Source organism: Lysobacter sp. N42 (assembly GCF_004344885.1).
Window position 1 is genome coordinate 136,491 of the sequence record NZ_SKFB01000003.1, and the last position, 14,819, is coordinate 151,309.

Here is a 14,819-nt window from a genome sequence, read left to right on the forward strand (position 1 = left end):
AGTAAGTATGGAAATTTTGATCGCCATTGTTATTGCTGTGCTTACCGGAACAGGGCTGTATTTAATTCTACGGTCGCGTACGTTCCCGGTAGTAATGGGCCTCACTTTGCTGACATACGCCGTAAACTTGTTTCTATTCACAATGGGGCGCATTCAATATAATTCGCCGCCAGTTGTGAATGCTTCGGATACCTATACCGATCCATTGCCTCAGGCGTTAGTACTCACCGCAATTGTTATTGGTTTTGCGATGACTGCGTTTGTCGTAGTACTGGCGCTTCGAGCTCGCGCAGACTTAGGCAACGACCATGTAGATGGTAAAGACTCGGTAGACGACGTAAAGGAGGCTAATCGGTGAGTCATTTAGTGATAACACCTATATTGCTTCCTGCATTAACCGCCATTTTATTGGTGTTTTTAGCGCGTAGCAGTTTGAAAATAACGCGTGGCATTAGCCTGATTTCAGCATTGGCTCTGTTGTACTTTAGCTTCAGCTTAGTACAGCAGTCTGCAGGCGGAGTAATAGAAGTTTACTCGCTGAGTAACTGGGAAATTCCGTTCGGCATTATTCTAGTCGCCGATAGGCTAAGCAGCCTAATGGTCTTGCTCAATGCCATGTTAGTGGTTGCAGCCGTTATTTATTGCTTCCGTGGAAATGACGAGCGTGCCGACAACTTACAAGCGTTGATTCAGTTCTTGGTCATGGGGGTCAACGGCGCCTTCCTCACTGGAGATTTATTTAACCTATTCGTATTTTTCGAAGTGATGCTTATAGCGTCCTATGCTCTATTGCTGCACGGTGGCGGCAAAGACCGTGCGAAAGCTGGACTGCATTATGTTTTACTTAACCTCGTCGGCTCCAGTTTATTCATCTTGGGTGTGGGTATTGTGTATGGCTTGGTCGGTACGCTGAATATGGCTCATTTAGCCGAGCGTATGACAAGCTTACCGCCTGAGAATACGGCAATTTTGTCTGCTGCTGCGCTTATACTGCTCATGGTATTCGGCCTTAAGTCTGCAATGCTACCGCTGTATTTCTGGCTTCCAAAAGCCTACTCGAGTGTAAGTGCTCCGGTAGCTGTGCTGTTTGCCATTATGACCAAGGTCGGCATTTATTCTATTGTTCGTGTTCACGGAATGATCTTTTTGCCATCGGCCGTGGGTGAAACGGTGCTACAGTGGCTATGGCCAATTGCGATTGCGACTATGGCTGCCGGTGCGATAGGTGTACTGGGCGCACGAAAATTCAGAATTCAAATTGCCTATACCATTATTGTGTCGGTGGGCACGATGTTGGGTGCAATAGCTATTCACAACGAAGCCTCTATGCAGGCGTTGTTCTATTACATGCTGCACTCAACGTGGATAACTGCATTACTGTTTTTACTCGCCGACGTAATTGCTACTCAGCGCGGTAGTATGCAAGACAGTATTGTCCGCGGCCCACAAATGAAGCGTTACCGTAGCGTAGGTATTGTATTTGTTATTGCGCTCATCGCGCTTATTGGTATGCCTCCCCTGAGCGGTTTCTTTGGTAAAGTGTTGCTATTAAGTTCGGTAGACGGTGGCGCAGCCCAAGTTTGGTATTGGTCTGCCATTTTGCTGGCAAGTTTAGCTACGCTAATCGCGACAGTTCGTACGGGTAGTACTTTTTTCTGGCGCGTAAATGAGCCGAAAAATAGCGCACCAGCTATTCCGAAAAGTGCGTGGTTAAGCTTAGTTATGCTAATTGGTTTAATGCTTTCACTAGTCGTTTTGGCCGAACCTATCTTGCAATATATGAAAGGTTTGGGTGAGCAGCTTATGGATACGCAGCTCTATTACAACGCGGTATTTGGGTTTGAGGTGGTACCGTCATGAGCCATAAAAAACGTATTATTCCGCATCCGGTATTAAGCTTACTCATGCTGATCACCTGGATGGTGCTGAACAGCTTTTCTCCGGGGCACTTTTTACTAGGTACCTTTCTGGCGCTTCTTATTCCTTACTTAGTGCAAGACTTCTGGCCCAATGCTGTAAAGGTGCATAAACCGCTACACCTTATTTGGTATATCATCAAAGTAACAGGCGACATTATGGTGGCGAACTTTGTGGTAGCGAAGCAAATTTTAGGGCCAAGCGACAAGCTTAATGCAGCGTTTTTCGATATTCCGTTAGAAATAGAAAACGATTTCACTATTTCAGTGTTAGCGGGAACCATTTCACTTACACCTGGCACCGTTTCCGCAGACTTAAGTCCAGATCGTAAACGGCTAATTGTGCATGCGTTAAACGTGAACGATATAGAAGCGGAAATTAATTTGATTAAACAACGCTACGAGCAGCCACTGAAGGAGATTTTCGAATGTTACCCACAGTGATAACTATATGTATCGTTGCGCTTAGTATCGCCTTGTTGTTGAACCTTTATCGGTTGGCGAAAGGGCCTACATTGCCAGACCGCATCCTCGCCCTAGACACTATGTACATCAACACAATTGCTTTAATTGTATTGCTCGGCATTATGCAGTCGTCGCTTATATTTTTTGAATCCGCCATGCTTATTGCCATGATGGGCTTTGTCGGTACAGTGGCGGTGTCGAAGTATATTCTTCGTGGCGACATCATTGAATAATTCAGGACAAAGGAAAGCTTATGCCACTATGGGTTGAAGTTACAGTTTCGGTTTTTCTTCTGTTCGGCGCTTTTTTCGCGTTAGTCGGCTCTATTGGCCTGGCAAAATTGCCAGACTTTTTCCGCCGTTTACATGGTCCAACGAAGGCTACAACTCTTGGTGTTGGCGGTATGATCTTAGGGTCTATGCTGTATTTCACGCAAATGGAGCACCAATTTCAGTTTCAAGAGTTGCTCATCACTTTGTTTTTGTTCATTACCGCACCCGCTAGTGCTCACATTGTTGCCAAAGCAGCCTTGCACTTGAAAGTTCAGCATAAGGCCAAACATACAGAACAACAGCCTGAAGAAGAGCAAGACAAAGAGGCTGACTCCTAATTCGTTGTAAGAGAAATCATTCATGAATGAAAGAACAGAGCGAGCCGCTGCCGGTTGGCAAGCGCGGTTGTTAGAGCTGCGTGCCAATAAAATATTTGAAACAGTCGTTATTTCTATCATTGTTCTGTCGGCCCTTATGGTCGGCGCTAAAACTTACGATGAAGTAAGTCGTTTCGACAGTGCTCTGAATATTCTCGATTGGGCAGTCACGCTGTTCTTCTTGTTCGAGATTACCATTCGTATTATGGCTGAGCGTCGATTTATCGACTTCTTCAAGTCGGGCTGGAATATTTTCGACTTCGTAATTGTGGTCGCCAGCCTTATGCCGGTCGACCAAAGCCAAACGGTATTGCTAGCGCGCTTGCTGCGTGTATTTAGGGTACTTCGTTTAGTAAGTATGGTGCCGGAACTGCGCCTACTCATGAACGCCTTTCTCAAAGCTTTGCCGCGCATGACTTATGTTGCGCTGTTCATGTTTATTATTTTCTATATCTACGGCGCAATTGGCAGCTTTATCTTCCAAGACATAAACCCGTTCTATTGGGAAAACATCTCTATTGCTATGCTCACGCTGTTCCGCGTAGCTACATTTGAGAGTTGGACAGCAATTATGTACGAAACCATGGCTGTTTACCCCATGTCGTGGTTGTATTACGTGAGCTTTATCTTCATTAGTGCATTTATTTTCTTGAACATGATGATAGGTATCGTTTTAGAAGTGATGCAAAAGGAAAGCGCAGCATTCGATGCCGAGCACGACCAAGGCGAAGCAGGCGACATTAAGCACATTCGCGATCAAGTCGACAGTGTTGAAAAGCAGTTAGGCGAACTTAAAAGTCTGTTGCGTGAACGTAAGCAGTAAATCGTCTATCTAGGGCTCGTTGCTTTTGAGCGCATGAACTAGCGAAGGTAAGCACCTTGTCACGAGGATAAGGTGCTTTTCTTAAATCACACCGACTCTTCTTCCCAAGCCGCATTGGTTTCTTTTGCGCGTTTTCCGCCTAAAAATAGAAGTACAGAAAATACAATTCCGGCCAGAAAAACGATAACGTTGAGAGAGTGAAGGAAAATTTCCCGTGCTTCATCTACTCCTACAAAGTCAGCGATATCTTTTAGATAACCGAATACTGCAAGTGTATTAATTAATAACAAAGCCGCAGATACATACGCTAATAGCGTTATAAGTTTTTGATTGAAGCCTATACCCGCCAGCACAGTAAAACCTAATAGACTCAGTACCAATGCTGTTCCCAATAATCCATCGTTTAATGGAACCTTAGCGATACTAAAGTAGTTAACAGATATCTCAAGAATGGTCTGGTAAGACAACACTAGCGCGATGAGGGCAAACACTACATATTTTGTATTGTGTATTCCACCTGCTTTAATTTTTCCCCAAATTTGATGCGCTTGTTCCATAGCGTTATTCCTTCTTTATTGTTGTATTTCTTAATTCAAACTAAGTGAGAATTTACACTAGCATGTTGTTGAAATTATGTTAAGCCTATCGAGGAGAGGGTCGGTTGGGTAATTGGCAGAATTGGAATTTAGATATTGCTTTGTTGTGAAAGCTACGCCTATGTTCATTTGAACAATTTATATAAATAATGCACTATTCCGTGGATAATTTTATTAATGATAGTTCTGCTATGGACTGTGCAATTCTCTACAAGGAAGCATAATATGTCATTCACAGCTTTGGCTTTAGCAGCGTCACTTACAACTGACCCATTTGTTGAAGCATACAACCATGCTAAAGAGCATAATCATGATGTGAGCTGTTTAACTGTTCATGCTGATGAGTTGGGGCTTGAGCCTCGTATGTTTTCCTCTTTTGATGCAGAGCAAGCCACTATCGATGAAAACGGCTTATATGTTTTAGATTTAGCTGTTTGGTATCGTCCTGGTTGGGCTGATGCAATTGGTGAGCAAGAAATCGACAAGCGCGTTGCTCAGTGGATTGAAACAACCAATCGTGTGTTCCGCAATTCTGACGTTAATGTTCGTGTGAATGTACTATTTGCCCGGGAAATGGCGTATGCGTTTGAAGATTACCCAGACGCTACAACTTTCGCTAACTCTACTTTGAATAATAGTGCTGGCAGAGGTTGGATGCATGTTTCTCCCTTTGGATCAGGTACAGAAGATTATCTTCCTGACGATTACCCTATGTTTCACCTGACGTCTGCAGAATATGGAGCAGACTTACACCTGTGGATTCAAGAGGGTCAAGACGAAGATGTTATCGAGGGCCCTATGGGTCTTGCATCAACTCATGGCATTACTGCAGCTGTTGTTGACCAATCTACTGCGCCATTCAATGCAGAACGGAACTTAGTTGCAGAGGCTGTTTTAAGCACAGGCCAGACGGTTGCACATGAAATTGGACACAATTTAGGCTTGATGCACGAATGGTCAACCTATGAAGAAGTTCCAAATGGTTTTGAGTCAGATGGTTTTGCCTCTCGCTGTGGTCAAGGGCGAGTGCCAGGCACTGCGACTACTATTATGTGGTCAGTAGGTCATCCTGATTACCTTAAACGCGAAATTGTATCTAGCCCTGAAATTTTTATGGATGATGAAGCGTGTGGGTCATACGAGCGTGAGAATCAAACACGGGTTGCAAACGCTCGTGCGGAAATTGCTTCTGCGCATGCTGTTCGCCCTGAAGCGCTTGGCAATGTTCGCTTTACGCAATCTGTTTACGAATCACCTTACGGTCGTGACAACTTGGTTGTGACCTTAGAGCGTGATGGTGATTTAAGCCAAACAGCAGAAGTTGAAGTTACCGCTATTGATGGTGGCGCGGAAGCAGGTACGCACTATAACGGCTTAAAGCAAGTTGTGACCTTTCAAGCAGGCTCAGCAACATCACTTGCTCAATTTGAGTTGCTAAGCACTCCTGACGACGGTCAGACACGAACTTTTGATATTAAAATGCAGTACCCACTGCGTTTAGATATCGAGTTTGAGTACGCACTTGCTGTTCTTGAGGGGGCAAATGACGCACCAGCTCAAGGTGACTTCTCAATTACCTCGTCAATTACGCTAGCAGAGCGTGGAGAGGGTGAGCTTGTTGTTAGCCGAGTTGGTGGCTCGTCGGGTGAAGCTGTACTTAATGTTTCAACTGTAGATGGTACAGCTGAAGCTTATACGCACTATCAACCCATCAATATGCAAGTTCGCTTTTTAGATGGCGAAACAGAAAAAACGATTCCTGTTCAAGTGTTCACAACGGATACAACCCGTGAGTTTAATGTTGTATTGAGTTCAGTAACTGAAGCTGAAGTGCTTCAAGAAACCGCGCAAGTGCGCATGCTTTCCGGTCAAAGTGGTGAGGTTTACTTCACTTATACAGAGCGTGAGGGTGAATACTTAAATCGCTGTGATCGGATTAGCGAAATTGCTCGCCCTTACCGTTGCTCTGTTCGTACCACTGTAGATAAGCCTTTATCAACAGAAATTAGGCTACCGATGAGTCGTTTATTTGGGGACGTTGGCCCGAAACAAGTAGTAGTTCATGCTTCAACTTTTGAAGTGTCACCGCAAACGAACTCATACCCTGTTCAGCTTGATGAGGTTGTGGAGCCAATCCAAACGGTTTTCTTCGCTGACGGGCAAAGCGAGGGTGAGGTTGTTTTTGTATTGAGTAACCTACCTACTCCAGAAGAGCTTGTTGAGGAATATGGATTTCAAACCACCAACTTAAATTACAATTTTCGAGCTGTCATAGTGGATGAGAGTCGAGATCTAGACTTCCTTCGCAATCCTGTAGAAATAAATATTCAAATCACCCCTGTATTTGAGGATGATGGAAGCGATGGTGATGACGGTAACGATGGCGGCGATGATGGGAGCGACGGTGATAACGACGGCGGAGACGGTGACAATGACGGCGGCGATAGTGGAGACGGAGGTCAACAGCCAGCACAGCCTAAATCATCTGGAGGCTCAGTCAATCCATTATTCTTAATGCTTCTAGTGGGGCTGTTTATTAGACAGCGTTACAAGTCATAAACTATGAAGTGAATTTAAAAGCCCGCGTATAGCGGGCTTTTTTATTACGTCATTCTGAATGGTTCGTGGCTTTTTTGGCTTCAAATATCCGATTAAATTCTCCTATCTAAAACACTAACGCAAATAAGTTTTACTAATATGCTTAAATTTGGGGTTAGCGCTGTCGTGTAACCACTCGAAGGTAACCATTTCGGCGTTCACTATGTGTACCCCTTCGCGCTCAAGTCTTGCTAAAGCGGTTTGTTTGCTTTCTGGAGTGCGCGATGAAACGGCGTCGTTCACAACGAAGACTTCAAAGCCAAAGTGTTTTAAGTCTAGTGCGGTTTGCAGCACGCATACATGTGTTTCCATGCCCACCAACACAATTTGCTGGCGCTCGGTAATGCGCAGCATCTTTTGAAACTCTGACGACTGCCAAGCACTAAAATGGCTTTTTTCTACGGTGTTTGCCTTTGAGATATGTTTACTCAATGCGGGGACCGTATGGCCTAATCCTTGTGGGTATTGTTCGGTAAACCAAACGGGCACACCTAAGTCGGTGGCTACATTTAACAACCATTCGGTACGTTCTACCAGCTGTTCCGCGTTGTGAATGGCGGGAAGCAGCTTTTCTTGAATGTCGATAACTGCAACAAGAGCGTTATGGGCATCAATAAGCTGTGGTGATTTCATGGTTGTTTCCTGCGCTATGTACTTGTTTCAGCGATAAAAAACCGGCTTTCTTGTGACTATTCAAGAAAAGCCGGTTTCTATACTAACACTATTTTTTAGTCGTTAGCGGGTGCGCTGACTTCTAAAGTGCTAATGGTGTTTGCGGCAATGTCTTCTTCTGTCCATCTGATGGGTGACAAACGAGGTTCTTGTGAATAGAACTGAGTTTGATCCAAGTAGTGTGGCGAGAATACGTCAGAAGACTGAGAGTAGGTAAGCAACCCACGACCTTCTGGGCCATTCTCGGTGAAGCGCATTACGAACATCCAGCTTGAACCACTGGTAATGTGGTAACCCTCTGGCGCCAGTTGCGAACCTGGAAGGGTGTCGTAACGATGGCGCGGTAGCAGTGTACCGTCTTCTGCACCTTGCGAACGGAATACGTTGAAGCCGCCTTCAATATTGTTTGCGCCACCCCATGGTAGGCGGTTACCGCTTGCCGTTCCGTCTGGATTGCTGCGCTCAACAAACTGAACGTCGCCTAATGGTGCGTCTAATGCAAAGCCAGCCGCCTGTACTGTTTCGATAGCCTGAGCAAGTTGAACGAGTACCGTTTCATTGGTGTCTAGCGTGTTTGGCGTAGTGGTTGGGTTGTTACGATCGAAAGGTACTACCCACTGTGGATCGGTCGCGAAACGCTGTGCGAATTCACGGAACAATACCGCGCCTACACTTTCTTTATTCATGCGTCCGTCCCACAAGCCAAGAGCTGTACAGCCTGCTGAAACATCCACGTTGCCGTTTGACGTAGTCACTGGCGTGGTGCCGCGTGCTGTACAGTGAGCGATAAGGTCATCTAATACCGCTTCACCTAGGTAAGCACGGTTACTCAGTAACGTTTCTTCCAATACGTCTAGCGTAACGTCGCTTAGCTCACTCAATTTCTTCTGACCCATACGAGAGCGCAAAGTTTGCTCGTTGTTAAAGCGACCGTATAGCAAGTAGTCTGGCGCTTCGTCGCCTTGTACATTGCCTACTGAATCAGCGAACTGAGAAGTTGCCAGTGGCTCGTCTGGGTTAGTTAACCAATAACTGTTATTCGAGTTTTGCACGAAGTCTGTGCGTTGTAGCATTGGTGCACGTGTTGCTGGCACCGTGCCACGCGGCATGAAGGCTTCACTGTTACCCGGAACTAGTGTAAACGGAGCTTGAATACGAACCGCAGTTGAAACTGGGTCGTTACGCAAGAAGTCTAATGCTTCAGGGCTTAGGTCTGGAACCGTCGATCCGTCCATGTAGAACGTATTACCGTCTTTATCTGTCGCCATAATGTTGTTGAAGATAATGCCGGTATATTCATTCATAATTGAATAAATCTCGTCGGTACTTTCCGCCAGGTTAAGTGCTAGCCAGTGATCAAGTACATCAAAGTTAGGCAAGTTAGCGTCGTATAATGCAAACGCAGACGTGGTGCCTTGGAAGTTCATACCCCACTGGAACTGACCTGGGATACTTAGCAATGGCCCGAAGTCACTCATATAGAATGTTCTTTCAAGCTGAATGCTCGTTCCCGGACCTGTCGCAACAGTAATCTGTACGTTTTTCTCTTCCATTTGACGAGGTTCGCCGTCAACCAAGTAGGTTTTACCTGTTTCGTCTGATGGGTCGAGTTCTAGTTGGTAAACAAGAAAGCGTTCTGCAGTTGAGAAGGTGTGTGTCCACGCTACGTTGGCGTTAAAACCAATGTTTACTGGACCAGGCATACCTGAAAGCGAGCCACCTACAACCTTCATTTCGCCAGGAATTTCAACACCGAAGCGCCAGAAGCGTTGATTACCTACGTGTGGGAAGTGAGGGTTAGCAAGTAGCATACCTTGACCGTTTTCGGTCATGTCGCTACCTAGCGCCCAACCATTTGAACCCAGTTCTGAAGGGTTCGGATCCGGCGGTGTAATAGACGCTAAGTCTAGGTTCATGTCGTATGAAGTAGCTTCAGCCATCACAGGCGTTGGGTTGTAGTCTTCGCCTGGCGGCACTGCAATAAACATTGGGTCAAGGAAGTTAGCTGCGCCTGGGAGTAATGCGACGCCTAAAGCGTAGGTCATCATGTCTACTTCTGTGATAGGTCGAACATGAGGTCTACCCTGACACGGAAGCGCAATGTTATTTACGCCGGTTTCAGCTAAGTATGCGTTATATCCTGCTGCGTAACCTTGAAGTAAAGCTTTTGAGTTGTCGCTTAAGCCGTCGATGTTTGCTTCTGCAAGGCCGCGTAAATCTAAGGCTTTATATATGAAGTCGTTGATCACGTTTTTGCTGTCACCAGACCCTAATACAGCATCTGGTCCGAAGAACATGGCGCGTTGACCATTAAATCGAACAATTTGATCCGCAAGCACACAGATATTGTCTTCGGCGAACGCATACGCAGTACCAAAGCCAACACCTTCTAAGCTGTCTGCTGTAATGAAGGGCACGCCAAAATCTGTACGGCGAATTGTTGCGCTTACGTCACCCGGCGCAAACGAAGTAATTGACGGAGCTGTGTATGGCGCTGGAGGAGTACTTCCAGTTGGAGGAGGTGTACCACCATCTCCGTCGTCGATTGCAGGGCCACTCGACGAGCCGTCGAAGCAGCCTGTCATTGCGAGAGCACAAGCTGCGCTAAGCAAGCTAATGTGCCACTTTCTGTTATTCTTCATATACAAAGGTCCTTGTTGTTACTTTTTGGTTATATTTTTTGTCGCTCCAAGTATTAGTAATAAAAAGCGTGTGGTCAAACCTGTTTTGGATAAACCGACATAAAAAAAAGGTCGAACGGTAAACCGCTCGACCTTTTTTAATTCAAAAATAACTGAATTTTATAGGCTTATTCTGCGTCTGGTTCCATCAAGCCGCGACGAATAAGCAAATGACGCGTGTCTGGCTCTTGACCACGGAAGTCGATATAAAGCTCAAGCGCTTCTTTCGTTCCGCCTTGTGACAAGATAGCGTCACGGTAACGCTGAGGCATTTCACCGTCGATACCGCCGTTGGCTTTCACATGAGCAAATGCGTCAGACGCAAGTACGTCAGACCACATGTACGCGTAGTATGAAGAAGCATAGCCGCCAGAGAATACGTGCGAGAAGTAACCAGAACGGTAACGAGGTGGAACGTATTCTAGGTCGATGCCATAACCAGCTAGAGCTGCAGCTTCAAAAGCTTCTACGTCTTCAATGGTAGTGCCCGGTGCAATCGAATGGTATTCCAAGTCGAGTAATGCCGCCGCCATGTACTCAAGTGTATTGAAACCTTGGTTGAAGCTCATTGCATCAAGAACCTTGTCTAATAGTTCTTGTGGAATAGGCTCGCCAGTTTCGTAGTGAGTCGCAAAGTTAGGTAACACTTTAGGGTCTAAAGCGAAGTCTTCGTGGAATGTCGAAGGTGATTCTACGAAGTCACGTGGTACAGCAGTACCCGAAAGTGACGGGTAAGTTACGTCTGAGAATAAGCCGTGAACACCGTGACCCATTTCGTGGAACATTGTGCTTACGAAGTCCCAAGAAATTAGCGTAGGCTCGCCTTCAGGTGCTTGTGGAATGTTCATTACGTTGTATACCACAGGGCTCGTACCTTCTAGGTGCGATTGACCTACGAAAGAGCTCATCCAAGCACCGCCGCGTTTACCTTCACGTGCGTAGTAGTCAGCGTAGAAAATGCCTAAGCTTGAACCGTCTTTGTCGAACACTTCATAAGCGTCTACGGTTTCGTGGTAGGTTGGAAGGTCTTCACGTGGCTCGAAACGAATACCGTAAAGTTCACCCATGGCGTGGAAAACACCATTTTGTAGTACGTTGTTGAATTCAAAGTATTCCGCAACTTCTGCTGGGTTAAGTTGGTAGTCTTGCTCGCGAACACGCTCTGCATAGAATTCCCAATCCCACGGCTTCAGTTCGTGGTCCATACCCATAGACTCGATTTGTTGACGTAAGCGGTTTGCTTCGCGCTCAACTTGCTCAAGTACAGCTGGAACCATGTCTACAAGCATTTGGCGTGCGCGCTCTGGCGTTTGAATCATTGCTGACTCTAAGCGGTATTGCGCAAACGTGTCATAACCTAGAATTTCAGCACGTTCAGCACGTAGCTCTGCTAAGCGGCGAATAATGTCAGTGTTGTCGATACCGCCATTCTCACCTAAACCACGGTTTGAAGAAGCTTCCCAAAGCTTACGACGCGATTCGCGGTTGGTCATTTGGGCAAGCGCAGCTTGGCGAGTAGTGTTGCTTAAGCTAAGAACATACTTGCCTTCAAGGCCACGCTCGGTTGCGCGTTGTGCCGCATTGTCGATAGTTGCTTGGTCTAAACCAGCAAGCTCTTCTGCTGAGTCAAATACTGGCGCGCGCTCACGGCTGTCGGCGAGTACGTTTTGTGAAAACTGAGTCGTTAACGTTGACTCTTCACCGTTAAGTTCACGGATTTGTGCCATTTGCTCGTCAGTTAGGTTTGCACCTGCGCGAACAAAACGCTCGTGATAAACCTCAACCAAACGCTTTTGTTCTGGGTTAAGGTCCATGTGCTCGCGATGCTCATAAATAGCATTAACACGGTTGAATAACGTTTTGTTCAAGTAAATGTCGTCGCTATGAGAAGACATTTTCGGTGCAAGCTCAGACTGTAACGCGCGAATGGTGTCGTTACTGGTCGATGAAGCCATAGCGTAGAAAACGCGAGAAACACGGTTTAACAAGTCGCCACTTTGCTCAAGTGCAAGAATGGTGTTGTCGAAAGTAGGTTCTTCTTCGTTGTTCGCAATTGCTTGCACTTCAGCAGCGTGTTGCGCCATACCAACTTCAAAAGCCGGGCCGTAGTGGCTGTCGTCAATTTTATCAAACTCAGGAGCTTGATACTGTAATGTGCTTTCTTGCGCGAAAGGGTTGTCCATGCTGAGTTGTGGAACATTTTGTTCCGCTTGTGCAGGTTCAGCAACCTGGCTGTCGTAGTCGCTACAAGCAGTTAGGCCTAAACCAAGACCAATCGCCGCAGCTAGTATTGTTTTTTTCATTAACTTCTCTCCTCAAATATACGCCTGGCAGCCGCTTAAAATAGCAAGGTAGGGGCTATTGCTCAATCTTTTGCGGCTGTTTGCGCTTTATAGGCGATGACGGAAGCCAATTTCTACAATAACTTCGCGATCCCAGCGCTGCTCTAATTGTGACTTTAGGGCTCTAATCTGCGCTGTTGTTAACGGTTCAGTACCAATGTGGTCGGCACTTAAATACAAGGTACCCTGAGAAATGGTGACACTAATATTTTTGAGCTGAACCTCTTGGTTATCGAGAAAGAATAGACGTTGTTGGGTGTCACGCTCTACATTCCAATTTTCATAAATGGAAGCGAATGCAACAGCGAGTGGAATGGCTATCGCACCAATAAGTGAAGCGGTAACAACTAAACCTCTGCGCGCTCGCATTACGGGTGCATAACCTAATGCAAGGAAGGTTAAAACCGCTGCTCCAGCTATACCGACTAAGTTAGTAAGCAATAACAAACCGGCGCCAGAGATCATGGCGATGTTGCCCCAGCCTAAACCAATGCCTGCTACGCAAAGTGGCGGTACTAGCGCAACAGCGATTGCAACTCCGGGTAAACTTCGCATAACGCTTGCACGAGCATACGCATATGCACCCGCCACGCCACAGGCAATGGCTACCCCTAAGTCGAGTAATGTGGGTTGCACGCGACTCGAAATTTCCAAGGTTACGTCTTTCATCGGCACAACAAGGGCAAGTAAGCTTGAGGTAAGTAGCCCGACCGCCACGCCAATGGCAATGGTTTTAGCGCTTTGAATCATAATGTTGCGGTCGCTACGCAGCAGGCCCATGGCAATGGCTATAATCGGCGCCATTAAGGGGGCTAGTACCATTGCACCAATAATAACTGCCGCACTGTTTAGAAATAGGCCAAGTGTTGCGACCACAGAACTGAGAACCATGAGAGCTAAGTAATGCGGATGTGTTTTTGCGCTGTCTCGTACTTGTAAGAACAGTTCTCGAAAGTCTTCTTCTAGTGCATGAGTGAAGAAAGGTAAGTGTCTGGCGATCATGGCGATACGTTCGGCACTTTGTGGCAGGTTTTCTACCTTCATCGTGTCTTTGTTGTCGTCCTTTGCTTCATGCCTTTGGTGGTAAGCCTCGCTCATATTTATGCGCACTGCGCGAGGAAACAGTTCGAGATGAATATGGTCAGACTTTCGCTTTTTACCGTCTAAGTAATATTTGAGCGGCTCACGAGCCTGAATGCTGAGTACTCGAGTTTTAATATAACTGATAGCACTCGGTAGCCGCTTTTGGCTGGCGCGCCGACGTAATGTTGTAAGTAAGAAGGCAATGTATTGAACAATCGACTTGGGTGACATCACCACGACTGAAACTCGATTGTCTTGCACCGATATGCTGGTATCCAATAGCCTAGCTGCTGCGCAGTCGACGTCGTTTTCAATAGCGACTAAACCGGTTATTGCTGTTTTAAATTCCTTTTTTTCGGTGGTTAAGGTTACTGCTGTGGCTTTAATGCGCACTAGATTTCGAATGCTATGCCAAAGCAGGCTGAGCCAATACAATATGAAGCGCCATAAGCTTTGCTCGCGACGTAAATAAGTAGAAGAGCGTTGGTTCAAAAAGGGAGTTTCTCCAAGCATTAACATGCCCATCACCACTTCGTCGTTGCATCGAAGCACGTCAATGGCTTCAGGGTCGTCCTCTAAAGCTAGTCTAATGGCTTGCTCAGGGTCTTTGGGAAGCTTGAACCAAGAAGCAAGGGGACCGCCAGAATGAATGGGTACAAAGCCAAGAGAAAACCCCATGGTTTTGGCAAGGTCGATATAACGAGACGCAGTTTGGTCTGTCACAAGCGCTACAATATGACCCGCTTGGTCTGCATAGTGGCCCGGGCGCTCCAGAAATTCGTCTTCTTCAATGTCGATAAGCTCGATGTCGTGCGTTAATGCGAAACTATGAATGCGCGACAGCAGTGGGTACTGTTCTTTCGGGTGAATAACCAATGCTTTGTTGAAAAAGCCCATTTTTGTTCCTTGCTCCATTTTTTGCTTAACCCAAGCATGATTTAAGCACGACAAAATATCCAGAAAACGCTACCCTATATTATCTTTATTTAACGCC

General features: G+C 46.2%; 12 protein-coding genes. 7 read left to right on the forward strand and 5 right to left on the reverse strand.

The window, feature by feature from the left end:
* Positions 1–7 precede the first annotated feature (7 nt).
* Genes EYQ95_RS08215 through EYQ95_RS08240 form a run of 6 tightly spaced genes read left to right on the forward strand, consistent with a single transcriptional unit; the run spans position 8 to position 3,853 of the window.
* Positions 8–358, forward strand: a complete 351-nt coding sequence (locus EYQ95_RS08215; protein WP_111915526.1) for a Na+/H+ antiporter subunit C — start codon at positions 8–10, stop codon at positions 356–358.
* The gene (locus EYQ95_RS08220; RefSeq protein ID WP_111915525.1) at positions 355–1,860 is read left to right on the forward strand and encodes a monovalent cation/H+ antiporter subunit D; all 1,506 of its coding nucleotides are present in this window, start codon (positions 355–357) and stop codon (positions 1,858–1,860) included. Before EYQ95_RS08215 ends, EYQ95_RS08220 begins: the two co-directional genes overlap by 4 nt.
* On the forward strand, positions 1,857–2,360 hold the full coding sequence (locus EYQ95_RS08225) for a Na+/H+ antiporter subunit E (RefSeq protein WP_111915524.1): 504 nt from the start codon (positions 1,857–1,859) through the stop codon (positions 2,358–2,360). Before EYQ95_RS08220 ends, EYQ95_RS08225 begins: the two co-directional genes overlap by 4 nt.
* Positions 2,345–2,614, forward strand: coding sequence for a K+/H+ antiporter subunit F (locus EYQ95_RS08230; RefSeq protein WP_111915523.1), 270 nt, complete (start codon positions 2,345–2,347; stop codon positions 2,612–2,614). Before EYQ95_RS08225 ends, EYQ95_RS08230 begins: the two co-directional genes overlap by 16 nt.
* Positions 2,615–2,634: 20 nt before the next feature.
* A complete protein-coding gene (locus EYQ95_RS08235; protein WP_111915522.1) occupies positions 2,635–2,991 on the forward strand; it encodes a Na+/H+ antiporter subunit G in 357 nt (118 codons plus the stop codon).
* A gap of 22 nt (positions 2,992–3,013) precedes the next feature.
* Complete coding sequence (locus EYQ95_RS08240) at positions 3,014–3,853, forward strand: ion transporter (RefSeq protein ID WP_111915521.1); 840 nt, start codon at positions 3,014–3,016, stop codon at positions 3,851–3,853.
* Positions 3,854–3,939: 86 nt separating this feature from the next.
* Here the strand turns inward: EYQ95_RS08240 and EYQ95_RS08245 are convergent, their stop codons facing one another.
* A complete protein-coding gene (locus EYQ95_RS08245; RefSeq protein WP_111915520.1) occupies positions 3,940–4,410 on the reverse strand; it encodes a hypothetical protein in 471 nt (156 codons plus the stop codon).
* A 264-nt stretch (positions 4,411–4,674) separates the two neighbouring features.
* On the opposite strand from EYQ95_RS08245, the gene EYQ95_RS08250 reads away from it, so the two are divergent.
* On the forward strand, positions 4,675–7,008 hold the full coding sequence (locus EYQ95_RS08250) for a Calx-beta domain-containing protein (protein ID WP_165831974.1): 2,334 nt from the start codon (positions 4,675–4,677) through the stop codon (positions 7,006–7,008).
* Positions 7,009–7,122: 114 nt separating this feature from the next.
* On the opposite strand, the gene EYQ95_RS08255 is transcribed toward EYQ95_RS08250, so the two are convergent.
* The 4 genes from EYQ95_RS08255 to EYQ95_RS08270 form a co-directional block, all read right to left on the reverse strand.
* Entirely contained in the window at positions 7,123–7,680 is a 558-nt protein-coding gene (locus EYQ95_RS08255) for a hydrolase (RefSeq protein WP_111915518.1), read from the reverse strand.
* 95 nt (positions 7,681–7,775) lie between these two features.
* Complete coding sequence (locus EYQ95_RS08260; RefSeq protein ID WP_111915517.1) at positions 7,776–10,361, reverse strand: penicillin acylase family protein; 2,586 nt, start codon at positions 10,359–10,361, stop codon at positions 7,776–7,778.
* A gap of 167 nt (positions 10,362–10,528) precedes the next feature.
* Positions 10,529–12,703 carry a M3 family metallopeptidase gene (locus EYQ95_RS08265; protein ID WP_111915516.1) on the reverse strand — a complete coding sequence of 725 codons (2,175 nt, stop codon included), beginning with the start codon at positions 12,701–12,703 and terminating at the stop codon, positions 10,529–10,531.
* A gap of 87 nt (positions 12,704–12,790) precedes the next feature.
* A complete protein-coding gene (locus EYQ95_RS08270) occupies positions 12,791–14,740 on the reverse strand; it encodes a DUF389 domain-containing protein (RefSeq protein ID WP_111915515.1) in 1,950 nt (649 codons plus the stop codon).
* Positions 14,741–14,819 lie beyond the last annotated feature (79 nt).

Bases quoted from the DNA above. Each gene is read 5' to 3' on its own strand.
- EYQ95_RS08215 (WP_111915526.1), top strand. From the start codon at position 8: ATGGAAATTTTGATCGCCATTGTTATTGCTGTGCTTACCGGAACAGGG.
- EYQ95_RS08225 (WP_111915524.1), top strand. From the start codon at position 1,857: ATGAGCCATAAAAAACGTATTATTCCGCATCCGGTATTAAGCTTACTC.
- EYQ95_RS08230 (WP_111915523.1), top strand. From the start codon at position 2,345: ATGTTACCCACAGTGATAACTATATGTATCGTTGCGCTTAGTATCGCC.
- EYQ95_RS08235 (WP_111915522.1), top strand. From the start codon at position 2,635: ATGCCACTATGGGTTGAAGTTACAGTTTCGGTTTTTCTTCTGTTCGGC.
- EYQ95_RS08240 (WP_111915521.1), top strand. From the start codon at position 3,014: ATGAATGAAAGAACAGAGCGAGCCGCTGCCGGTTGGCAAGCGCGGTTG.
- EYQ95_RS08245 (WP_111915520.1), bottom strand. From the start codon at position 4,410: ATGGAACAAGCGCATCAAATTTGGGGAAAAATTAAAGCAGGTGGAATA.
- EYQ95_RS08250 (WP_165831974.1), top strand. From the start codon at position 4,675: ATGTCATTCACAGCTTTGGCTTTAGCAGCGTCACTTACAACTGACCCA.
- EYQ95_RS08255 (WP_111915518.1), bottom strand. From the start codon at position 7,680: ATGAAATCACCACAGCTTATTGATGCCCATAACGCTCTTGTTGCAGTT.
- EYQ95_RS08260 (WP_111915517.1), bottom strand. From the start codon at position 10,361: ATGAAGAATAACAGAAAGTGGCACATTAGCTTGCTTAGCGCAGCTTGT.
- EYQ95_RS08265 (WP_111915516.1), bottom strand. From the start codon at position 12,703: ATGAAAAAAACAATACTAGCTGCGGCGATTGGTCTTGGTTTAGGCCTA.
- EYQ95_RS08270 (WP_111915515.1), bottom strand. From the start codon at position 14,740: ATGGAGCAAGGAACAAAAATGGGCTTTTTCAACAAAGCATTGGTTATT.